At 55.6% G+C, this 22,321-nt stretch carries 18 protein-coding genes; 10 read left to right on the forward strand and 8 right to left on the reverse strand.

Translation table 11 applies throughout. From position 1 onward, the window contains the following. Positions 1-60: 60 nt before the first annotated feature. Entirely contained in the window at positions 61-933 is an 873-nt protein-coding gene (locus BMW84_RS19605) for a LysR family transcriptional regulator (RefSeq protein ID WP_091071293.1), read from the reverse strand. Positions 934-1,100: 167 nt separating this feature from the next. Between BMW84_RS19605 and BMW84_RS19610 the strand changes: the two genes are divergently transcribed. Continuing rightward, complete coding sequence (locus BMW84_RS19610; RefSeq protein ID WP_091071295.1) at positions 1,101-1,760, forward strand: type 1 glutamine amidotransferase domain-containing protein; 660 nt, start codon at positions 1,101-1,103, stop codon at positions 1,758-1,760. A gap of 82 nt (positions 1,761-1,842) precedes the next feature. Here BMW84_RS19610 and BMW84_RS19615 read toward each other — a convergent pair whose 3' ends face one another. After that, positions 1,843-2,238 carry a VOC family protein gene (locus BMW84_RS19615; protein WP_091071298.1) on the reverse strand — a complete coding sequence of 132 codons (396 nt, stop codon included), beginning with the start codon at positions 2,236-2,238 and terminating at the stop codon, positions 1,843-1,845. A 164-nt stretch (positions 2,239-2,402) separates the two neighbouring features. On the opposite strand from BMW84_RS19615, the gene BMW84_RS19620 reads away from it, so the two are divergent. Beyond that, positions 2,403-3,155 carry an SDR family NAD(P)-dependent oxidoreductase gene (locus BMW84_RS19620; RefSeq protein WP_091071299.1) on the forward strand — a complete coding sequence of 251 codons (753 nt, stop codon included), beginning with the start codon at positions 2,403-2,405 and terminating at the stop codon, positions 3,153-3,155. Positions 3,156-3,167: 12 nt separating this feature from the next. Further along, positions 3,168-4,166, forward strand: a complete 999-nt coding sequence (locus BMW84_RS19625) for an amidohydrolase family protein (protein ID WP_091071300.1) — start codon at positions 3,168-3,170, stop codon at positions 4,164-4,166. A gap of 99 nt (positions 4,167-4,265) precedes the next feature. Here the strand turns inward: BMW84_RS19625 and BMW84_RS19630 are convergent, their stop codons facing one another. From BMW84_RS19630 to BMW84_RS19645, 4 genes are all read right to left on the reverse strand, one after another. Further along, positions 4,266-6,647 (reverse strand): glycoside hydrolase family 94 protein, encoded by a 2,382-nt coding sequence (locus BMW84_RS19630; RefSeq protein ID WP_091071302.1) that lies wholly within the window; start codon positions 6,645-6,647, stop codon positions 4,266-4,268. 180 nt (positions 6,648-6,827) lie between these two features. Beyond that, entirely contained in the window at positions 6,828-7,757 is a 930-nt protein-coding gene (locus BMW84_RS19635; protein ID WP_091071303.1) for a phosphotransferase family protein, read from the reverse strand. Positions 7,758-7,856: 99 nt separating this feature from the next. Continuing rightward, the gene (locus BMW84_RS19640) at positions 7,857-8,036 is read right to left on the reverse strand and encodes a DUF5808 domain-containing protein (protein WP_091071306.1); all 180 of its coding nucleotides are present in this window, start codon (positions 8,034-8,036) and stop codon (positions 7,857-7,859) included. A gap of 205 nt (positions 8,037-8,241) precedes the next feature. Continuing rightward, positions 8,242-8,982 carry an SDR family oxidoreductase gene (locus BMW84_RS19645; RefSeq protein WP_091071308.1) on the reverse strand — a complete coding sequence of 247 codons (741 nt, stop codon included), beginning with the start codon at positions 8,980-8,982 and terminating at the stop codon, positions 8,242-8,244. Between the two features lie 137 nt (positions 8,983-9,119). Between BMW84_RS19645 and BMW84_RS19650 the strand changes: the two genes are divergently transcribed. Further along, positions 9,120-10,064 carry an AraC family transcriptional regulator gene (locus BMW84_RS19650; RefSeq protein WP_254773056.1) on the forward strand — a complete coding sequence of 315 codons (945 nt, stop codon included), beginning with the start codon at positions 9,120-9,122 and terminating at the stop codon, positions 10,062-10,064. Between the two features lie 104 nt (positions 10,065-10,168). Then, positions 10,169-10,771: an SDR family oxidoreductase gene (locus BMW84_RS19655; RefSeq protein WP_091071311.1), complete on the forward strand. Its 603-nt coding sequence runs from the start codon at positions 10,169-10,171 to the stop codon at positions 10,769-10,771. A 33-nt stretch (positions 10,772-10,804) separates the two neighbouring features. Here BMW84_RS19655 and BMW84_RS19660 read toward each other — a convergent pair whose 3' ends face one another. Together BMW84_RS19660 and BMW84_RS19665 are read right to left on the reverse strand one after the other, a co-directional pair. Beyond that, the gene (locus BMW84_RS19660; protein ID WP_091071314.1) at positions 10,805-11,623 is read right to left on the reverse strand and encodes a TIGR03915 family putative DNA repair protein; all 819 of its coding nucleotides are present in this window, start codon (positions 11,621-11,623) and stop codon (positions 10,805-10,807) included. Next, entirely contained in the window at positions 11,616-13,013 is a 1,398-nt protein-coding gene (locus BMW84_RS19665) for a putative DNA modification/repair radical SAM protein (protein ID WP_254773062.1), read from the reverse strand. The genes BMW84_RS19660 and BMW84_RS19665 overlap by 8 nt, the downstream gene beginning before the upstream one ends. A 149-nt stretch (positions 13,014-13,162) precedes the next feature. Here BMW84_RS19665 and BMW84_RS19670 point away from each other — a divergent pair, with 149 nt between their 5' ends. The 5 genes from BMW84_RS19670 to BMW84_RS19690 all read left to right on the forward strand — a co-directional run bounded on the left by BMW84_RS19670 (position 13,163) and on the right by BMW84_RS19690 (position 22,284). Further along, positions 13,163-13,891 carry a GntR family transcriptional regulator gene (locus BMW84_RS19670; RefSeq protein WP_091071317.1) on the forward strand — a complete coding sequence of 243 codons (729 nt, stop codon included), beginning with the start codon at positions 13,163-13,165 and terminating at the stop codon, positions 13,889-13,891. 254 nt (positions 13,892-14,145) lie between these two features. Then, a complete protein-coding gene (locus BMW84_RS19675) occupies positions 14,146-16,533 on the forward strand; it encodes a phosphoketolase family protein (RefSeq protein WP_091071318.1) in 2,388 nt (795 codons plus the stop codon). Between the two features lie 214 nt (positions 16,534-16,747). After that, positions 16,748-16,936 carry a hypothetical protein gene (locus tag BMW84_RS19680; RefSeq protein ID WP_091071320.1) on the forward strand — a complete coding sequence of 63 codons (189 nt, stop codon included), beginning with the start codon at positions 16,748-16,750 and terminating at the stop codon, positions 16,934-16,936. Between the two features lie 252 nt (positions 16,937-17,188). Then, positions 17,189-19,975: a glycoside hydrolase family 3 C-terminal domain-containing protein gene (locus BMW84_RS19685; protein WP_091071322.1), complete on the forward strand. Its 2,787-nt coding sequence runs from the start codon at positions 17,189-17,191 to the stop codon at positions 19,973-19,975. Between the two features lie 170 nt (positions 19,976-20,145). Continuing rightward, positions 20,146-22,284 carry a methyl-accepting chemotaxis protein gene (locus tag BMW84_RS19690; RefSeq protein ID WP_091071323.1) on the forward strand — a complete coding sequence of 713 codons (2,139 nt, stop codon included), beginning with the start codon at positions 20,146-20,148 and terminating at the stop codon, positions 22,282-22,284. Positions 22,285-22,321: the final 37 nt, after the last annotated feature.

Raw genomic sequence — 22,321 nt, forward strand, 5'->3', positions numbered from 1 at the left:
GCTTTTATTCAGGGTCCTGCCGTTGCGGCAGGACCCTGAGCTTTAGCGGCTGCTGCGCCGCTAGTTCTGTTCATCCCGGATGAACTCAATCATCTCCCTCAGTTCGGGATTATGCTGATATTTGCTTTTGTAGGCAATGTACAATTCGTTGTCGACCATGTAACGGTCCAGCAGAACTTGGACTCCGAATCTTGCCGGAGAAGAGAGCATATATGTTGGAACAACGCTGAGACCGGCGCCGCTGCCGACGGCTTTCAGGATCGCGTGCAGGTTCGGTAGGATATGAATCGGTCGGATCAGGGGACGTCTCTTGAAATGCTCTCTCCAAATCCTTCTTATCATAGGCAGCTCCGGGCCATACGATATCCAGCGCTGTGCCGACAGCCATTCCTCCATTTCCTTCAGGCTGTTCAGACATGGAACGGTGAGGTCAGCCGGAGCGATGATCGCAAACGTCTCTTGATATAGGAACTGATAGTTAATCCCTGGCTCGGCATATTTTTTGGAAGTAACGATAAGGTCTACCTGCTCTTCCTTCAGCTGCTCAATCAGCTGATCTGCCGTTCCAAAGGAAGCGGTGACGGATATTGCCGCGCGTTGCAGCCTCGGAACGATCTGCTCCTGGAAAAACTCAAGGGCCAAACCGATACGAATGGCTCTGGAATGGGGCAAGGAGGCGGATTTCAGTTCAGCGGTAGCGGTCTCCAGCGATTCCAGCAGCGGGGCCAGACGGGAATAGAGCTCTTTGCCGCGTTCCGTCGCCGCAAGTCTTCGGGACGAACGGGTAAATAAAGGCTCTCCAACCTCGGCTTCAAGCGCTGCCAGATGCTGGCTCATCGCCGGCTGTGTCATCATCCGCGTCTTGGCGGCTTCGGAGACGGATAAATGTCTGTAGATGGCTACGAAGCTCCGGTACCACTCGAAATCGACCATAGATGCACACTCCTTTTGCTGGGACTCATCGCTTTCATCAGGTATTAATTATAAATATATTTATGATTACTCGCAAATTATATAATTAGATTTATTGATGGTGTCTGCTTATAATCAATTTAACTCTTCCGTTTTCATCATCTCTATCTAAAAAAGGAGCGAATAAAATGGCAAAAAATATATTGATCGTGGTAACTTCGGCTTCAGAGATTCATTCCGGTAAAAAAACCGGGCTCTGGCTGACGGAGTTCGCCGAGCCGTACGTGGAATTCAGCAAAGCGGGGTATGCGGTTACCGTTGCCAGTCCTTTGGGCGGCCGGACGCCGATCGACCCGGGCAGCTTAAACGATGAGCTGTCTCCGGAGCTGTTGGCTACGCAAGCGCATTTGGAAAACACGGTGCCGCTGAATGAAGTAACCGGCAAGGATTATGATGCGATCCTGCTGCCGGGAGGCCATGGAACGATGTTTGATTTCCCGGACAATGCGAAGCTGCAGGAGCTGCTGCGGACATTTTTCGAAGCGGGTAAAATCGTGGCTGCGGTCTGCCATGGACCGGCCGGTCTGGTTAACGCCAAGCTATCCGACGGCAGGTATCTGGTTGAAGGCAAACGGATTACGGCTTTTACCGACTCCGAAGAACATGCGGCTGGGCTTGCAGCCAGCATGCCGTTTCTGCTGGAGAGCAAGCTGCGTGAAGCAGGTCCTGTTTTTATTGCACATCCGGACTGGTCGGATCATGTGGAAATCGACGGGAATCTGATTACCGGGCAAAACCCGCAATCCACCCTCCAAGTAGCCAAGGAAATAATCGCGAAGCTGGGATAACTAAACCCATCAAAAAAAGCGTTCCTGCCCGGCCGCTGCCGCGGCTTAGCAGGAACGCTTTTTCTCGTTTTAGCCAAGACGTCTATTTCGCGTTCACATCTGGCTGATGAATCCCGAAGAGATTGCCTTCGGTGTCGAGGTAATACCCCTGCCAGGCCATGCCCGGCAGCGCATGTTTCGGCAAGGCGAGCTTGCCTCCATGCTGAAGAATAGCGGCCTCGGTAGTATCGTAATTCGCTATTCCGAGGGTGCAGGCGTAGCCGTTGACGGCTTGCCCTTCCTGCGGCGGCGGCCCTTGCCGTTTGATTAACGCCCCGTTGATGCCGGGCTGGCTGGCATCTCCGGTAATGGCGCCGAAGTAGGGCATGCCCGCGTATTCGCTCCAGTCCTCGAACGTCCAGCCGAACACCTCTCCGTAAAAAGCTTTGGCCCGCTCCATATCGTCGACATGGATTTCAAAATGAAGAATTCTGCCCATAAGGTCCCTCCTAATTTTAGATGTCCTGCTCTCTATCATTACCTTCGGGACGCAGGTTTGATACCTCAATTTCATAGACGAGCCTTTTGGCAGAAGATGCGATAGAATAAAGAAAGAGCGAAAAATAACGCTTACATACTCAATTAACCACCGGGAGGTTCAACATGATTCAAGTAGAGGGAAAATGGGCGCTGATTACGGGAGCAAGCCGCGGCGTCGGCTATCAAACCGCTTTGTTTATGGCGCGGCAGGGCTGCAATCTGATTCTGCATAGCCGGAAGCTGGAGAACACGGCAAAGCTGGAGGAAGAGGTTAAGGCGCTGGGTATCGAAGCCTACAGCGTGCAGGCCGAGCTGGCCCGCCAAGAAGATGTGGAGGCTATGCTGCGTGAAATCGATGCCAAAGGGACGCCGGTCGATATCGTGTTCAACAATGCCGCCGTGCAAATTGCCTACCGCAAGGATTACTGGCAGACGCCGGTAGAGGATTTTGTTCAAAGCTTTCAAATCAATTTTATTTCGATTGCGACGATCTGCCACCACTTTATTCCTAAAATGCTGGAAAGAGGCTTCGGCCGCGTCATCAATACGACCAGCGGCATTCGCAACGAGCCGGAGCAGGCAGGGTATGCAGCCAGCAAAGCGGCGCTGGACAAGTTCACCAAGGACCTGGCTTCCAGGCTGGAAGGCAGCAATGTGCTGCTGAACCTGGCAGACCCGGGCTGGTGCCGCACGGATCTCGGCGGACCGCATGCCCATCACGCGGTCGAGTCGGTCATCCCCGGCATTGCCGTGGGTGCTTTCGTGGACGATGGACGCAGCGCGCGTTATTTTGCCGCACAGGATTATACCGGCATGACGCTGGAAGAAGCCGTTGCCAAAGCGGAGACGATGGAAGCGAAGCCGTACGTCATTTAAGGATGGAGCGGAATGATTTTAGGTGGGAAAGGGCGGATACATGTGTCGGTCGTTGAACACAGCGTTGGATCGGATCGTCAGGCATTTATCGAAGCTTTGAAAAATGATTCCCTCCCGGGACTTCAGGCGGTCCCGAAAAGCGATTGGCATAATCATGCCGGTCGCGGAGGAACGATGGCCTATATCGGCGAGTGGGCAAAGGTGGTTATCGAGCCGCCGGCCAGGCCGTTTGCTTCGCTCCATGAAATGCAGAATTGGTACACAGTGAATGTAAAACGCCATTGTCCCGGTAAACAAGGATATTTAAAACGTGTTGAAGCTGCTTTCGTGCAGGCCCGCGAGGACCGAATTGCCAAGCTGGCGCTGAATTTCGGCATTGACGAAATTGAAGCTCTGGGCGGGATGGAGTCGTTTATGCAGACCATGGATGATCTGCAGCGCCGCCATGCGCCGGATACGGATTTCCGGCCGGAGCTGTCTTTGGACCGGGCCTGCGATGTGGAGCAGGTTGGCACCCGGCTGTATGAAATTTTTGCCGCGCAGTGGTTTCGCTCCATTGATGTCTGCCATGATGAACTGGCGCAGCCCATTTCCGCGTTCAAACCGATTTACCGGGCGGCGCATGCTGCGGGGCTGGTCTGCAAAGTGCATGTGGGCGAATTCGGCACCGCCGACGATGTGATGGAGGCCGTGGAAGTGCTGGAGCTTCAGGAGGTTCATCATGGAGTCGCGGCCGCCGGCTCGCCGCAGATCATGAACTGGCTGGCCCGTCATGCGATCCGGCTGCATGTCTGCCCGACGAGCAACGTGATGCTTGGAGTGGCGGAGAGCTATGGCAAGCACCCGATCCGCAAGCTGTACGATCATGGTGTTCCCGTAACCGTGAACACCGATGATCTGCTGATTTTTAACCAGAGCGTCTCCCAGGAATACCGTAACCTGTACACCTCTGGGCTGATGACGCCGGAAGAATTGGACGATATCCGCCGGATCGGGCTGGAAGAAGCGTAAGCCTTATCGTATGATAGCGAGTAGCCTCCCAAGGAGTCAGCTATTTAAAAACAAAAGCCCGTCCGTGCAGCATGCACGGACGGGCTTGTTTGTCTTATGTTATCCCATAATGACCTTAACGGTATTCTCGTCAGCCATTTTGGACATTGGAATGGTATCGCCCAAAATCTCCTCGCCGCCCAGGATGATCCGGGTGACGCCTTTTTGCACGCCGTTTTTATTCTCGACTTCAATATTCAGCTTCTTGCCGCGGAACTCGCGGACCATGGAGAAGTTGGTCCAGCTTGCCGGCACGCACGGGTTGATGCGCAAACCGTCAAATTGCGGCTGGATTCCCATGATACCTTCAACGAGAGACACCATTACCGTCGACGCGGTGCCGGTGAGCCAGTGTACATGCGCCCGGCCTTGGTACGGGCTGTCTTTGGATTCGACGAACTGCCCGTGCACGTAAGGCTCTAGCTTGCGGACCTCGGCTTTGTCGTTCATGCTGGCCGGGCTGCAATCGAGGAAGTATTCAAAGGCGCGGTCGCCGTTGCCGATCATGGTTTCCGCCAGAATGAGCCATCCCTGCGGCTGGCTGAAGATCCCGGCATTTTCTTTGGTCGAAGCGTTAAACAATGCCATCAAGGCTACCGGCAGGCCGTAATTGCGGAACGGCGGATAGAAGAGCATCGTTCCGTACTCGGTGCGCAGATTGGCGTATACTTTGTCCATGGCGAGCTTCGCTTGTTCGGGACGGGCGGCGCCGCTCAGGACGGCCCAGCTTTGCGGATTCAGCCATACTCTGGCTTCGTCGTTCTCCCAAGAGCCGACCGTATAGTTGTCCTCGGTAAATCCGCGGACAAACTGGTCGTTCTCCCAGGCATGCTTCTGGATATTGGCGTCCAGCTCATCCAGCAGGCCCTGCGCCCACTCGATGTCGGCTTCCCGGTTTTTGGTACGAGCGATATCCATGAAGATACGGAAGGCCATGTACAGCTGGAAGGCCACGAACAGCGATTCGCCTTTGGCGCCGAGCCGCAGACAATCGTTCCAGTCGGCATGAAGCCCAACCGGCATGCCGTGCACGCCCATACGGTCAAGGCTGAACTGCAGCGCCTGCCGCAGATGCTCGTATACGGTTGCTTCGCCCTTATCAGAATAAGGAACCACTTCGTCGGTGAAGGCCCAGTTGCCGCTTTCGTTCAAATATTTAATGACAGTCGGGAACAGCCACAGGGCATCGTCGGCCCGGTAATGCGGATGGCCGGTCTCCCGCACGTATTCCGGATCGTCCGGCGTGCCTTCATGGCCCGGATTGTGGTCGAATTTCACGAGCGGCAGACCGCCGCCGTTGGAGACTTGAGCGGAGATCATCAGCCGCAGGCGTTCCAGCGCCATCTCGTGGTCGAGGTGGATAATGCCCTGAATATCCTGCACCGTATCCCGGTATCCAAGACCGTTGCGCAGACCGCAATATTGGAAGGAAGCCGCCCGCGACCAAATAAAGGTGATGAAACACTGGTATGCGTTCCAGGTGTTGATCATGTTGTTCAGGTTATCGCTTGGCGTCTGTACCTGGAAGCGGTTCAGTTTACTGTGCCAGAAAAGCTTCAGCTCCTCCAGTTCCTTGTCGACGACGGACAAATCGCTGTAGTGGGCGAGGATTTCGGAGGCACCCTCCTCGTCGTATTGGCCCAGCAGGAAGGCAACTTCTTTTTCCTCGCCCGGCTGGAGTTCGACGTTGATCTGCAGCGCGCCGCAGGCGTTCGTATTATAATTCAAGGAGTTGCTGCATTGGCCATTTGCCACGGACAGCGGGTTGCCATAGCTACGGTAGTCTCCGAGGAATGTATCCCGGTCGCCGTCATAGCCGGTGACTTCCGCGCCGGCCGCGCCGAAGAATCGCCAGGACTGTCCTTCCGGCGTATTTTCATTGATGACCTGCAGGATTTTGTTGTTCTTGTAGTGGGTCCGCGAAATAAACAACGTATATTGCAGGTTGACGGTATCCTGTTCGTAGTTGTTATCGTTGGTGAATTCGACGAATCCGAACAGCGCCAGCTTGCGGGTTCTGGAGTCATTGTTGCGCACCTTCATGCGCCATACCTCGTAGGTTTTGTTCAGCGGCACATAATACAGCGATTCCGTGTGGATATTGTCGTAGTCGGAGACAATATTCGTGTATCCGGTTCCATGATGGCACACCGAGCTGTATTGATCCAGATCCTTGCCGACCGGCTGCCAGGAGCCCGACCAGTAATCTCCGTTCTCCAGGTCGCGTACGTAAATGTAACGGCCCGGTTCATCCTTGGAATTGAAATGATAGCGCACATGCCGCCCGTTCGCTCCGGACTTTACAAAGCTGTAGCCGCCGGCGTTGCCCGAAATGATGGCGCCGTATTCAGGCGAACCGAGGTAGTTGGCCCAAGGGGCGGGCGTATTGGGTTTCGTGATGAGATATTCCTTGTTTTTTTCGTCAAAATATCCGTACTGCATGACCATTCCTCCTACAAATAGTGGGTGGCGGGCAAAAACTATAAACGCGCGTTCACAAACGGGTGTCGTAGGTGCGCCCAACCTCATTATAGAATAGTTTGGAGCAGCGGTTAAGCCGTAAATAAAAACAATTTGCAAAAAGTTATTAAAAATATTGAATGTTATACAAACAAAAACTAACTATTTCGGATAAAGCACAGACTGAAGCAGTACCTTCACCTCTATTAGAGTGGATAACTCGGCAAGTGCTCTGCTTGTATATGTTGTCCACAGGTCCCTAACAAAAAAAGCGCCGAAGGCATGCATCATAAGGCCGCGGAACAGGAGGTCGGCAAACGTCTCCTCGTCCATTTCTCCGCGAAAAAGATGAATGAAATCCGGATCAGAGTCCATCAGGCTGAATACAATCGGCGGGTATTCGTATTCGGCCGGGGCAATCGTGCTGTCGGCAAAATCGATAAGATACATTTGACCGTCCGGCGCGATCCGGACATTCTCGGCCGTAACATCGCCATGGACATAGAGCAGAGGAGCGCTGCCGCAACTGCGGAGATACTCCGCGCGCTGCGCCTGAAAGCCGTCAGAGAACATTTGCCAGCGCGGCTGGCCGATTGCGCTATGTATGAACGTCTCCCAATTCATAGCCACGGGCGGGGGAACGTTGATTTTACGCAGATTATCCTTAAGCTGCTCCACAAATTTGCGCTTGTCCTCCTGGGTGTACGCCGGCAGCCGTTCCCCGGCATCCTGCCCGTCGATATATTCCATGATGAAATATTTGAACTCATATTTGTCGTGAATGGTGGAGGCGGCAATGATCTTCGGCGTTTGTATGCCCTGGGCGATTGCCCGCAACATCGCTTGTTCTTCAGCCGCATAATCGTTGTCCGTATCCGCGCCCGACTCTTTGGGGGCAAAGAGCTTGATGACATAGCTGCCAACCTTAAAGACGGCATTGGTGCCGGGTGTCAGGGGAGAGATGGCCTCGTGTCCGGCCAGCCCTTCATTTTGAAAAATCGCCGCGATCAGCCCGCGGAAATCCGGAATGGATTGATAAACCCGGCCCCAGTCGTTCCAGTCGCTGATCTCTTTGCGGAATAGATGGTTCATGTGCGCGGCCTCCCTTTTTCTGTAAGATATATCTATTATAAGAGCAGCCCGGATGACATGAACGGGATCATTCGACTATGAAAAATACTCTACTTCTTCCTACAGCACAGCCGCCGCAATCAGCAAAAAAAGCACGATCCAGGAATAAGGGTTGGCAAAATTAAACGACCAGCCCAGCCCCGAGCTTCGCGGAACGAAGAGTCGCTGTTTCTTGTTGGGGGAGATGGAGACGTAAAGCGCAAGCGAGCATGCGCAGGCTAATATAAACCATTTAATCATGGTCTTCACTTCCTCTGATTAATATGGATAGGCATACCTGCCGGATCAACGGTTGGGTCGTTACGATGTTCAAAGCGGGCACTCCTTCCGCCGATGGACTATGGCAAACTTAGTGTACCACGCAGCTTCCTTATTTTGTAATGAAAAAGGCCTCTTCAGCTAAGCCGGAATCCGGCAGCCGAAGAAGCCCTTGTTTATCCTGATTTTATACGTAGCCGCCGTTCACGCGCAGCGTTTGACCGGTCACCCAGGCGGCCTGATCGCTGACCAGAAACTCGATAACGTTCGCGATATCTTCCGGTTCACCCAAGCGGCCGAAGGAATTCATCTGCGTAATGGCAGCGATTTGCTGCTCGGTTTTGCCGACAGTGAACAGCTCGGTATTCACCGGTCCTGGTGCTACCGTATTGATTGTAATCTTCTTCGGGCCGAACTCCTTGGCCAATTGCCGGGTAATTTGCTCGACCGCACCTTTGGCAGCTGCATAAACGCTGTAAGTCGGGGACATGGTCCCGTTGATCGAGGTCGAGAAATTGACGATCCGCCCATAGTCCGACATGTATTTCATCGCCTGCTGGCAGGCGAAATAGGTGCCCTTCACGTTAATGGCAAACAAGCGGTCGAAATCTTCCTCGGTAACATCGGCCAGCAGTTTATACAAAATCACCCCGGCATTGTTGATCAGGATATCGACTTTGCCGTACAGGGCAATACTCTCAGAAAACAGCCGCTCCACGTCGGCCAGCTTGCTGACATCAGCCTGAACCGCGGCGGCCTCGCCGCCTGCACCGGTGATCTCCTTCACGACCTCCATCGCCTGAAGCGGGCTGCTGGAATAATTGACGACCACCTTGGCGCCGAGCGCGGCCAGTTGCCTGGCGATCATGCTGCCGATACCTCTGGAGGCGCCGGTCACGATTGCTACTTTTCCCGTTAAAGTCTTCATCTGCAATCAACCTCTCTGTTTAAGATTTAAGTTGATTATAGATTTGCCAAGGCTTAGGCAGGTAGCCTATTCTTCCCCGATTCTTGCCCAATCCTGCATGAAGGATTATGATCGGTTTAATAAAGGAGGGACTGAGGATGGAACTACACCGGGAAGAACAACCGCCAATAGAACAACCGCCTTCGCATTCGGCGCGGCAGAAGCTGTCCGGGCTTGTCCTACGGCTGACGGACCGGGAGGGCGTGCAGCCGACGGCGATTCCGGCGCTGAGCTTCCTGCGCGCGACCGCCGTTTCGGAGCCGCTGCCGGCGCTGTATGAACCTTCGCTGTATGTGATCGCCCAGGGCGCCAAAATCGTGACGCTCGGCGAAGAGAGTTACATGTATAACACCGACTCCTATCTGGTGGCTTCCGTTCGCCTGCCGATCATGGGGCAGATTATCGAAGCCAGCCCGGAAAGGCCGTATTTATGCGTAAAGCTGCGGTTTACGGCGGATCAAATTATCGAGATCATGCAGGACCTGCCGCCGCAGCCGGCGGGAAGTAAAGCCCCGTTGGAGCGGGGACTTGTGGTCAGCCGGACAAGTCCGGGCTTGCTTGACGCGGTGACGCGGCTGGTGTCTTTGCTCGATACGCCCGAAGACATTCCCTTCCTCGCGCCGCTCGTGATCCGTGAAATCCTGTACCGCGTTCTGCAGGACGAGCATGGCCAGCTGATCCGTCAACTTGCCGTCAGCAGCGGGAATGCGGAGTCGGTCTCCAAGGCGATCGCGCTGATTAACCAGGAATATGCCAAGCCGCTGCGGATTGACGAATTGGCCAAAGCGATCAATCTGAGCCCTTCCGCCTTGCACCATCAGTTCAAGCAGGTCACGGCGATGAGTCCGTTGCAGTATCAGAAGAAGATCCGTCTGCAAGAGGCGCGGCGCCTGCTGATTGCCGAATCCTTGGAGGCGGCAGATGCCAGCTACCAGGTCGGATATGAAAGCCCCTCCCAGTTCAGCCGGGAATATGCCCGGATGTTCGGCCTGCCGCCGATCAGCGATATCAAACGGTTGAAGGATACGGTAGGCGTGGAATAGCGAAATTACCGTCAGGGATTTGCGGATAGGGTAGGATCTATCGAAGTAAGTGTTCCAGAGGACGGGCTGGGCAGCTTAAGAAACGGAGAAACGGAGGATGCGGGATGAAAAATGTAGTTGTGCTTGGAGGCGGCGGATACGTCGGGCAGCATTTGTGCGAAAGATGGCTCCGCGCCGAGCCGGAGGTCCATATCTACAGCGTATCGCGGCGCGGAAAGCCCGCCACGCTCTCCGATGCGCTGAATGGGAACGAGCGGATGCACTGGCTTACAGGGGATGCGCTTGAGCCTGATTCTTTCAGCGATAAGCTTCCCGCAAACATTGCAGTTATCATCGATCTTGTCGGAACGGTCTTCGCCCGGACCGCCAAAGAATTTGCGCGGATGAACGTGGGGCCGGTAAAGACAATGATCGCGTTGATGGACCGTTTATCCATCGAACATGGCGGGTATGTCTCCGGCGTAATGGGTCTGCCGCTGACCCATAAAGCATTCGTTCGCAGCAAGCAAGACGCGGAAACGCTCGCCAGAAACAGCGGAAAATCCATTGCCATCTTTAGGCCCAGCCTAATTTACGGCGATAAACCGCAGGTTGCCCCGATGGTCCCGTTCGTGAAGCTGCTGGGCATGCTTCCAGGGATGCAAAGGTTTAAGCCGGTCGCGGTGCGGGATTTGGCGGACGAGATCATTCGGTCGTATAAGCTGTAATCCTTTGAAGGCTCTGCCCAATGCTGAAAGCGTTCATTCCGGTCCTTCCGGCAGGCGCCGCTCCTCATGGTCCTTCTTCCCCAAACGGAATGAGGCCGTGCCGCCCCCGTTCATCTCGGGCAGCTGCTTCCAGTACCGCTTCGGCATCAGCGAGGCACGAAGCCGTTCGTTGCGCCGCGGCTCGATGCCGATGGCATGATAGAACCCGGTCCAGAGGCTCCGGTAATGCTCCTCGGTTTGATCGGCTTCCGGCGGAGTCCATTCATCGAGCGGAATGATTGCCTGGCGGCCGGGCTCATGGATGAGCGCCACGCGGTGGACGCTGTCATAGATCATAAAGCTTTCCCCGGCGAACCGGTCGCAGAAATGATCCTGCAGCAGCGGCAGCACGTAGCCCTGCGGCTCGATGACGGCGGCCATCACCCGTCCGTATACGGAGAAACGGACAAAACCCATATATTTGTGGCTTTCCCGCTGGAGGTGCTGGACGGCTTTGCCGAGGGCATGGACCGTCTCGTCGGCAAGCATGTTCATCACCTGGCGGCCATGCTTGAAGCCGAGCTGCAGGAAGCGGATCAGCAGCAGCTCTTTCTCCGGCACGCCGGACCAGAAGCCGAGGCGCACCCATTCCTCCGCCTCGGCGCCGATCTTCTGCGGGATGGAGCGGAGCACCCGCTCCGCCTTGGCGGCATCGGTCTCGATCCAGCGCGCCTCCAGCAGCAGCCCCTGGCCCTCCTGCTCCGAATGGACCGCGAGCGGCGTCTCCTTCCAGGCGAAGCTTTCGAATACGCAGCACAGCAGCCCTTCGAAGCTGCCGTCATAGGTGTAGGCGAGCGCGGAGATCTTAAACATCGAAGGCCGCCCCTTCCAGAGCAGCGGTGCCCGCCTCAGCTGTATCGGCATCCACAGCTCCACCGGCAGCCACGGCTGCGGGAAATGCGGCAGGCACCGCCGGGAGTGCGGCCTGTGCCGTCAGTGCCAGCAGCTCGGCATCGTCAAAGAAAGAGAGCTGCTGAAGCTGCGGCTGCTCGTAGGGCAGCAGATTCTGCCCGGACATCAGCGAACGGATCAGCGTATGCTCGCCGACCTTAAGGCCCTCCAGCATCTTGCCTTTGCAGGTAATGAAGAATTGGGCGCGCTTCAGCACAACGCCGAGCTTCTTCAGGGCGTGGAAATCCAGCGGCCCCGTCCGCCGCGCCTTGACGATCCGCTGCGCGCTGCGCACCCCGACCCCGGGAATGCGCAGCAGCATTTCATACGGGGCGCGGTTGATCTCCACCGGGAACTCCTCCCGGTGGTTAATGGCCCAGCTGCATTTCGGGTCGAGCAGCGGATTGAAATTCGGCGTCGCTTCGTCCAGCAGCTCGCCGGCCTTGAAGCCGTAGAAGCGCAGCAGCCAGTCTGCTTGATACAGCCGGTGCTCGCGCAGGAGCGGCGGTTTCGTATCGAGCGCCGGCAGCAGCGAATGTTCGACCACCGGCGTGTACGCCGAGTAGAACACCCGCTTCAGCTTGTATTTGCGGTACAAGCCTTCGGTCAGGTTGATGATCTGCCGGTCGGTATCCGGCGTGGCACCCACGATCATCTGTGTGCTTTGGCCGGCCGGTGCGAAGCTGGGCGCATGGTTATATTTCACGATGTCCGCCCGGTTCTCCGTAATGCGTTCGCGGATGAGCGACATCGGCTTCAGGATCGAGTCTTTGCTTTTGTCGGGGGCGAGGACGCCGAGGCTTTGCTGCGAAGGCAGCTCAATATTGACGCTCATGCGGTCGGCCAGGAGGCCCAGCCGCGAGAGCAACTGCTCATCGGCGCCGGGAATGGCCTTGACATGGATATACCCGCGGAACTGGTATTTCTCCCGCAGCAAAGTAAGCGCAGCGATCAGCTGCTCGGTCGTATAGTCGGGATTCCGCATAATGCCGGAGCTCAGGAACAGGCCCTCAATATAATTGCGCCGGTAGAACTGCATAGTCAGGTCGGCCAGCTCTTCGGGGGTAAAAGCCGCGCGGGGCGTGGGGTTCGATTTGCGGTTGACGCAATAGGCGCAATCGTAGACGCAGCCGTTGGTCATCAGCACCTTGAGCAGCGAAATGCAGCGTCCGTCCGCCGCGAAGCTGTGGCAGATGCCCATGCTGACCGTATTGCCCATGCCGCCCGGTTCATTCGGACGATTGGAGCCGCTGGAGGTGCAGGCAACGTCGTATTTGGCTGCGCCGGTCAAAATCTCAAGCTTTTTCATCATATCCACGAACGATTCCTCCTCTTGAGAAAGTATATACCCGAACAAATGTTCTTGTCAAAAGGCCGACTATTTTTCCTGCGTACATGTTATGATAGATAAGGATGCGGATCGCCGCCTCTTGCCAAAGATGACCTGTAGAGGAGTATTCCATGACCCAATTTGTGTACAAGCAGATTATAGACGATCTCAAAACGAAGATTTTCGCCGGTAAATACGCCGATATGCGCCTTCCGGATGAACGGAGCTTAAGCGAAACGTACCAGGTCAGCCGCAGTACGATCAAACGGGCGCTTACCAAGATGGAGCATGTGGGGATTATTTTCAAAAAACGCGGCTCCGGCACGTTCATCAATCCGCTGTATGTCAAAAACGAATCCATCTTCAACTATGAAGGCTCTAATCTGGGCGTTACCGACAACTTTCAGATGCATGGCCAGAAGCCGAGCGTAAAGGTGCTGAGCTTTGAGGTGGTTGCCCCAACCGAAGAGCTGCGCCGCGACTTATTCCTCGATACCCATGATTTTGTCTATAAGATCGTCCGGCTGCGCCTGTTCGACGATATTCCTTTTATGATTGAAACCGGCTACATACCAATCAAGATCGTGCAGGACCTCAACCAGACGATTATCGAAGGCTCCATCTTCAATTACCTGGAGGATTCGCGCAATCTGGCGGTGACCAAATCGTTCCTGTCCATCTATGCCGAACCGTCCAACCCGGAGGACCGGGAGCTGCTGAATCTGGGCGAGCATGAGCCGGTCAGCATCATGGAGGGCATTTTTTTCCTCGATAACGGGACGCCGTTTGAATTCTCGCATATGCGGTTCCATTATAATTATCTGAAATTTAATACTTTCGTCTCTGTAGACAAAGGATAAGGTGTGAATCATTCATGCCTTATTTTTTTTATCTTTTTCGGGTTAATTTGAAAGCAATTCATTGGTGACAGCTCCATAATCATGTCGATTTTACATTGAATTAACGGCGGTATTCATAGTATGTTCAAAATTTCACAAAATTGGACCGTATCAATTGCAGAAAAGGATTGTATTTATTTCGGGCAGCAGTATGATGTAAATGTGGAGAGAAGCTTTTGGAATATAAAGATCGATATACACAAGGAGTGGAGAAAATGGGATTAACAGCTACACAGGTGGATTATTCCTCTAAAGCGTATCTGGAGAAGCTTGATGCGTACTGGCGGGCGACGAATTACATTTCCGTAGGGCAATTGTATTTGAAGGACAATCCGCTGCTCAGAGAACCGCTAAAGGATGCGGACGTCAAAGTTAAACCGATCGGACACTGGGGCACCATTCCCGGACAAAACTTTATCTATGCGCATTTGAACCGTGTCATTACGAAATATGATCTTGACATGTTCTATATTGAAGGCCCGGGCCACGGCGGCCAGGTCATGGTCTCGAACTCTTACCTCGACGGCAGCTACACCGAAATTTACCCTGAGATTACTCAGGATATTCCCGGCCTGAAAAAGCTGTTCAAACAGTTCTCCTTCCCGGGCGGCGTGGCTTCCCATGCGGCACCGGAAACGCCGGGGTCCATCCATGAAGGCGGAGAGCTGGGCTACTCGCTGTCCCACGGCGTCGGCGCTATCCTCGACCATCCGAACCTGATTTCCGCGGTCGTAGTCGGCGACGGCGAAGCCGAAACCGGACCGCTGGCCGCTTCGTGGTTCTCCAACCGTTTCATTAACCCGATTACCGACGGCGCCGTACTGCCGATTCTGCATCTCAACGGGTTCAAAATCAGCAATCCGACCATTCTGTCCCGTCAGTCGACGGAAGAAATTACAGCTTACTTCAAGGGTATGGGCTGGGAACCTTACTTCGTAGAAGGCGAAGATCCGGCGCTGATGCATCCGCAAATGGCCAAAGTGCTCGATGAAATCGTTGAGAAAATCCAGGCGATTCAAAAGAATGCCCGCGACAACAACGATCTCACCCGTCCGGCATGGCCGATGCTGGTCTTCCGTTCCCCGAAAGGCTGGACCGGTCCGAAGGAATGGGACCATGTGCCGAACGAAGGCTCGTTCCGTGCCCACCAGGTGCCGATTCCGGTTGATCAAAAGAACATGAAACATGCACCGGCGCTGCTGGACTGGATGCTCAGCTACAGACCGGAAGAATTGTTCGACGCACAAGGCAAGCTGAATGCCGATATCGCGGAAATTCTCCCGCAAGGCGACCGCCGAATGGGCAAAAATCCGGTTACCGATGCCGGCAACCTGATTAAGGACCTGAAGCTTCCGGATTTCCGCAACTACGCGCTGGACAATGCCGCACCGGGCCAAATCATCGCGCAGGATATGATGGTACTCGGCAAATATATCAGAGATGTTGTGGAATTAAATGAAGAGAACCGCAACTTCCGCATTTTCGGACCGGATGAAACGATGTCCAACCGTCTCGGACCGGTATTCGAAGTTACCCGGCGCCAATGGCTGGACCGGATCGTGGAGCCAAACGATGAATTCCTGTCGTCTTACGGCCGCGTCATCGATTCCCAGTTGTCCGAGCATCAGGCGGAAGGCCTGCTTGAAGGTTATGTCTTGACTGGACGCCACGGATTCTTCGCCAGCTATGAAGCTTTCCTGCGGGTTGTGGACTCCATGATTACCCAGCACTTTAAATGGCTGCGCAAAGCGACCGATCAAGGCTGGCGTGCGGATATTCCGTCGCTGAACGTCGTAGCAACCTCGACCGTATTCCAGCAGGACCATAACGGCTACACGCACCAGGATCCGGGTCTGCTCGGACATCTGGCCGACAAGAAACCGGAATTCATCCGCGAATACCTGCCGTCCGATGCCAACACGCTGCTGGCGGTATTTGATACCATTCTGAACGACCGGCAAAAAATCAACCTGATCGTCTCCTCCAAGCATCCGCGTCCGCAATGGTTCAGCGCCGCTGAAGCGCAGGAACTGGTGGACAAAGGGCTGAAGATTATCGATTGGGCGAGCACCGACCAAGGCGGAGAGCCGGATGTCGTCTTTGCTTCCGCAGGAACGGAGCCGACGATGGAAGCCCTGGCCGCGATCTCGATTCTGAATGAACGTCTGCCTGAGCTCAAAATCCGTTATATCAACGTTGTGGACCTGCTGAAGCTGAGAAGCCAAAAGCTCGATCCGCGCGGCCTGTCCGACGAGGAGTTTGAGCAATTTTTCACAAAAGACAAACCGGTCATCTTCGCGTTCCACGGCTACGAAGGCCTGATCAAGGACCTGTTCTTTGACCGCAGCAACCGCAACCTGCATGTGCATGGCTACCGGGAAAACGGCGATATCACCACTCCATTCGATATGCGCGTGCTGAACCAGATGGACCGTTTCGATCTGGCGAAGGAAGCGGTGCTTAGCCTGCCGGAAGCGGCGAAATACAAGGCGATTGCCGACGAAATGGATGCCGTGATCAAGAAGCATCATCAATACATCCGCGAGGAAGGGTTCGACCTTCCGGAAGTGGAGAACTGGAAATGGACCGGCCTTAACCGCTAAGTCTGGCGGAGCAAGCCGAAGCGGCGCTGTCCGGGGAACTTCCCCGGCGGCGCTTTTTTTGATACGGAAAGGTCCGCGCGCCAATACGAATTATAAGGGGCCTTAGCTTGCAAGCCGCCCGAGATATGCGAACGCTGCTCCTTTTGTGCTATAATTGCACTAATCAGGGCAATGACAGCGCCATCATGATTATTTTGTTCAGAGGAGTGCAGGAATGAGAGGATATAATATTTCGCGACCGATCATGCTGATCGCGATTGCGCTGCTTACCAGACTTCTCGTAAACAGCGTATGCCTAATGTTCGGGATGTCGCCGGAATCGGCCAGCAGCCTGGCGATGATCGCCATGATTATTGCCGGACTGGTTACGTACAACCGGATGATGAAGCGCAGACGGAGATAAACAAGCCGGAGCCACGGGCGATAGCCGATTCACGACACCTCTTTCGGGTGTCTTTTTCTTGAAATATAATAACTTTCCCGCAGAAACGGGTACCCTCCCATGGAGGGCGGCAAAGCCGTTTCTTCTTGAAATCCCGGGTTGGCATGGTACACTAGACACAACGTTAGAACAAAATCGCGCGGGATACATAACTTTTAATAAAATGTTATTGCCGCCGCGGAGACATCACACAGACAGAGGGAGAGAAGCATTTTGAGTATTGAGAAGTTGGGAATTCCCCTGGAGGGCTTTGCCGAATTCAGCCGCAAGGTGGCTGCGGAAGGCGCCGTACTCCTGCAAAATGACGGACAAGCGCTGCCGCTGCGCGAAAACGAAACCGTTTCCGTGTTTGGCCGCACCCAGATCAACTATTACCGCAGCGGCACCGGCTCGGGCGGCAGTGTCAACGTTGCCTACACGACCAACCTGCTGGACGGTCTGCGGAGCAAGGCCCATATTGCAGTAAACGAAGAGCTGGCTGCCGTTTATGAAGCCTGGATCGAACGCAATCCGTTCGACAACGGCGGAGGCGGCTGGGCGGCCGAACCTTGGCATCAGAAAGAAATGCCGCTTACGGCGGAGATCGTCTCCGCGGCGCGCGAACGTTCCGCGAAGGCCGTTGTCGTCATTGGCCGCACGGCGGGCGAAGACCAGGACAATGCCAACGAGCCGGGCAGCTATCAATTGAACGATGAAGAAAAAGAAATGCTGCGGATGGTGACCCGCTACTTTGAGCAGACCATCGTGGTCCTGAACGTATCCAATATTATCGACATGAGCTGGATCGAGGATGCTAATTATTCGAATCCGGTTTCGGCGATTATTTACGCCTGGCATGGCGGCATGGAGGGCGGCAACGCCATCGCCGACGTGCTGGCCGGCGACGTGACGCCAAGCGGCAAGCTGACCGATACGATTGCGTATGATCTGAAGGATTATCCGTCCACCGCCAACTATGGCAATGAGACCAGAAACTTCTACCAGGAAGATATTTATGTCGGATACCGTTATTTCGAAACCTTCTGTCCGGAGAAGGTACATTACGAGTTTGGTTTCGGTTTGTCTTATACGGAATTTGCGCTGGAGGCTTCCGAAGCGAAGCTGACGGTCAAAGACGGCGAACCGCATCTGGAACTGAACGTTGCCGTAACGAATACTGGAGACCTGTATGCCGGCAAGGAAACCGTGCAAATTTATTATGAAGCGCCGCAGGGCAAGCTGGGCCGTCCGGCCCGCAGTCTGGCCGCTTTCGGCAAGACCCGGCTGCTTCAGCCGGGCGAATCGCAGACCCTGACAATCGGCTTTCCGGTGAGCCGCATGGCCGCTTATGATGACGGCGGCGCTACCGGCACGCGCTGGGCGTATGTGCTGGAAGCCGGCATCTACCGCCTGTATGCCGGTACCAGCGTGCGAAACGCGAGCTGGATTGCCGTCGACGGGCAAGAGGGATACACGCTGGAGGCGCTGCAAGTGGTAGAGCAGCTGGGTGAGGCGCTGGCGCCTACGGAGGCTTTCCAGCGGATGAAACCGGGCGCAAGACGCGAGAATGGCACATATGAGCTGACCTATGAGGCGGTGCCGACGCAGACGATTTCCCTAGCCGAGCGAATCGCCGAGAATCTGCCGCCAACCTTGCTGCAGACCGGCGATCAAGGCTACAAGCTGCGCGATGTGCACGAGGGCAAAGTCAGCATGGAGCAGTTTATCGCCCAACTCGGCGATGAAGACCTTGCCGCCATCGTCCGCGGCGAAGGCATGGTCAGCCCGCTCGTCACGCCGGGCACGGCTTCGGCTTTCGGCGGCGTAACCGACAGCCTGCTGGGCTTCGGCATTCCTGTCGGCTGTACGGCCGACGGCCCATCCGGCATCCGGATGGACAGCGGCCACAAAGCGACCCAGGTCTCGATCGGCACCCTGCTCGCAGCCACATGGGACCCGGAATTGGTGGAAGAGTTATACGTTCTTGAAGGGCAAGAGCTGCTGCGCAACGGCATCGACACGCTGCTCGGTCCCGGTCTCAATATTCGCCGCAGCCCGCTGAACGGGCGCAACTTTGAATATTTCTCGGAAGATCCGTTCGTAACGGGCGTATTCGCGGCGGTTTGCACCCGCGGCATCAAGAAGGGCGGCTCCGGCGCGACGCTGAAGCATTTCGCATGCAACAGCCAAGAGAAATACCGCAGCAAAGTGGATGCGGTCCTCTCCGAACGCGCGGTGCGGGAAATTTACCTTAAAGGCTTCGAGATGGCCGTGAAGGTCGGCGGTGCCAACTCCATCATGACGGCGTACAATCCGGTCAACGGACACTGGTCGGCGTCCAACTATGACCTGAACACTACCATTCTGCGCGGAGAGTGGGGTTATAAAGGCATCGTCATGACCGACTGGTGGGCGGTGATGAACGACACGGCAAACGGCGGCGAGCCGTCCCGCAAATATACGAACTTTATGGTCCGGGCGCAAAACGACCTGTACATGGTCGTCAGCAACTACGGCGCCGAGACAAACGCTTATGACGACAATACCATTGCGTCGCTGGCCGACGGTACATTGACCCGCGGAGAGCTGCAGCGCAGCGCAATCAATATCTGCGAGTTCCTGCTGCAGGCGCCGGTATTCGCCAGAGGGCAGCTGACGCAAGAGACCGTAGCCGTCCTGAAAGCTGACCCAGCACTGAGTGCGGAACAGGCTCAATCCTTGACGGGAGAAGCACGGATCGTACCTTCGGCGGAAGGCACAGCGCTGCTGCATGTGGAGCAGGCAGGCGTATACCGGATGTATGTCAGCACGATGTCGCCGGGAACCGACCTGGCGCAAAGCGCCTGCAACGTAAGCCTGAACGGCCAGGCGCTCACTACCGTGCAAACCAACGGTACGGACAGCCAGTGGATCACGCTGAAGCTGGGCAAGGCCGAGCTGGAAGCCGGAACATACAAGTTGACGCTGGATCATATCAAACCCGGCTTGCACATCGGCTGGCTCGAATTCAGACAAGTCTAAGTCTAAATGCTGGCTTAACGCCGGTGAGAGGCACCCTTCGGGGTGTCTTTTTTTATGCAGGGTGTCATTTTCAGGAGATATTCAGTTGGGCTTCAGGGGAATTTCAGGTTCATTAAAGGCGGCTGCTCTATACTTTGGTGGAAGATTATCAGAAGAAGGAGACCACCTCTATGAAAATAACAGTCAAGCCTCTCCGCGCCGCGAAGCGGATCAAGCTGAGTTCGGTGAAAAGCAGGCTGATCGTCTCGTTTGTCCTGTTGCTGCTTGTGCCCAGTCTGGCGATCGGGGGCTTCGCCTACAAGACCGCCGAGAACAAAGTCGACGACCAGCTGGCTAATCTGGCGACAACCGACATCTCCTTGGTCAGCCACACCGTCGATCAGTTCATTCAGCCGAAAATGAATGATGTCGGCACCTTGCTGGAACAAAGCAGCCTCGATAACATAGATGATATTTTACATACATATACAAGCAATCACTCCGAAGTTGAAGAAGCTGGCATAGTGAAGTCGGGAAAAGAATACCTCTCTTCGGCCGGAGGCGGCGCGGCCACTTCCGGCGAGCTGGCGCAGGACAGCGATTTTTATACCCAAGCGCTTGAGAACAAAGGGACCGTTATTCTGACGGAGCCGTATACGTCCGAAACGACGGGAAATACCGTTGTCGCTGTAGCTAAAAGCAGTACGGACGGCCAATCCGCAACCGTCGTCGTGCTGAGCCTGAAGTCGCTGCAGGATCTTGTGGGCGAGCTCAAAATCGGGCAGGATGGCTTCGTCGTAGTATTCAGCAGCAGCGGATCTTCCATCGTGTCGCCGCCTTGGGGCACCGGCGGCCAGGACGCCGGCGCTGCTGGCGAAGGCGGTGCGCCGCCCGCAGCGGAAGGCGCTGCTTCGGCGGACGGCAGCGGAGCAGTGCCGGCTGACGGAACCGGCGTAACGCCGACTGATGGAGACGCGCCGGAGGGGACCGGCGCAGGACAGCCGTCCGGCGGCGAAGGCGGCGGCCAGCCGGGCGGCATGTTTACCGGCGAATCTGGACAGATTACGCAGGTATCGCCGGAAGGAACCACCCGTAACCTGATCTATATTACGAATGCGCTGACCGGCTGGAAGATTGCGGGCGACCGTTCGCCGATCGAGGTGACGCATACCGCCGCACCGATTCTGCATAACACCCTAATCGTAATCGGTATCGCGCTTCTGGTCGGCGCCATCCTGATGTCCTTCATGATCCGTTCGATTACCCGCCCGCTGAAGGCGCTGATCCGGTCTTCCCAGATTATCAGCCGGGGCGATCTCAGCCAGAGGGTTATGGTGAACGCCAAGGATGAGTTCGGCGAACTGGGCGCAAGCTTTAATGCGATGGTGGATTCGCTGCGATCCGTGGTCTCCGAGGTGGACGACTCCGCAAGCCAGCTCGCGGCCGCTTCGCAAGAGCTTTCGGCCAATGCCGACCAGACGTCGGCGGCGACGGAATACATTTCCGGGTCGACGGAGCGAATGTCGGACGGTGCCGGCGAGCAGGTGAAACGGATTACCGAAAGCCGGCAGATCACACTTGAAATGACCGAAGCAATCACGCATATCGCCGAGCGGGCAGCGGATGTGGCGGACACGGCGGCGGTTGTGGCGGAAAAGTCTACGGCAGGCGGACAGGCGGTACAGAGCGCCATCTTGCAGATGGATTCCATCAGCGGTTCCGTAAATGGGCTGGCCGGCGTGATCGGCCGGTTGGTGAACGCTTCGCAGGAAATCGGGCAAATTATTGAAGTTATCTCGGAATTGTCGCAGAAAACGAATCTGTTGTCCCTGAATGCGGCTATCGAGGCGGCACGGGCAGGCGAGCACGGCCGCGGCTTCGCCGTCGTCGCCGGTGAAGTGAAGAAGCTGGCCGAGCAGTCGACCGATTCCACGGAGCAGGTGGCGGCGCTGATCGTCGCCATCCGCGAGGAGATCGGGAAAGTCGAACAGTCGATGCGTACCGCGACCAAAGAGGTGGGGCTCGGCATGGGCGTTGTGCATACCGCCGGCAGCCTGTTTGCCGAAATCGAGCAATCCGTCGCCGAGGTCAACCGCCAGGTGGCCGAGGTATCCGATACAACCGGCCATATTTCTTCCCGGTCACAGCAGGTTGTCCAGGCCATGGATACGATCACCGAGGTGTCCGAGCTTACGGCAACCCTGGCACAATCGGTCTCCGCATCTACGGAAGAACAAATGGCATCTATGCAGGAAATCGCCTCCTCCTCGTCCTATCTGACACGGATGGCCGAGGAGCTGCGAAACGCCGTCGATAAATTCAAGCTGTAGCCGTGTAACTTAAATCCTATCGCTTTCGATCCCCTTT

The sequence above is a fragment of the Paenibacillus sp. NFR01 genome, assembly GCF_900111565.1.
In the GTDB taxonomy this organism is placed as follows: Bacteria; Bacillota; Bacilli; order Paenibacillales; family Paenibacillaceae; genus Paenibacillus_AQ.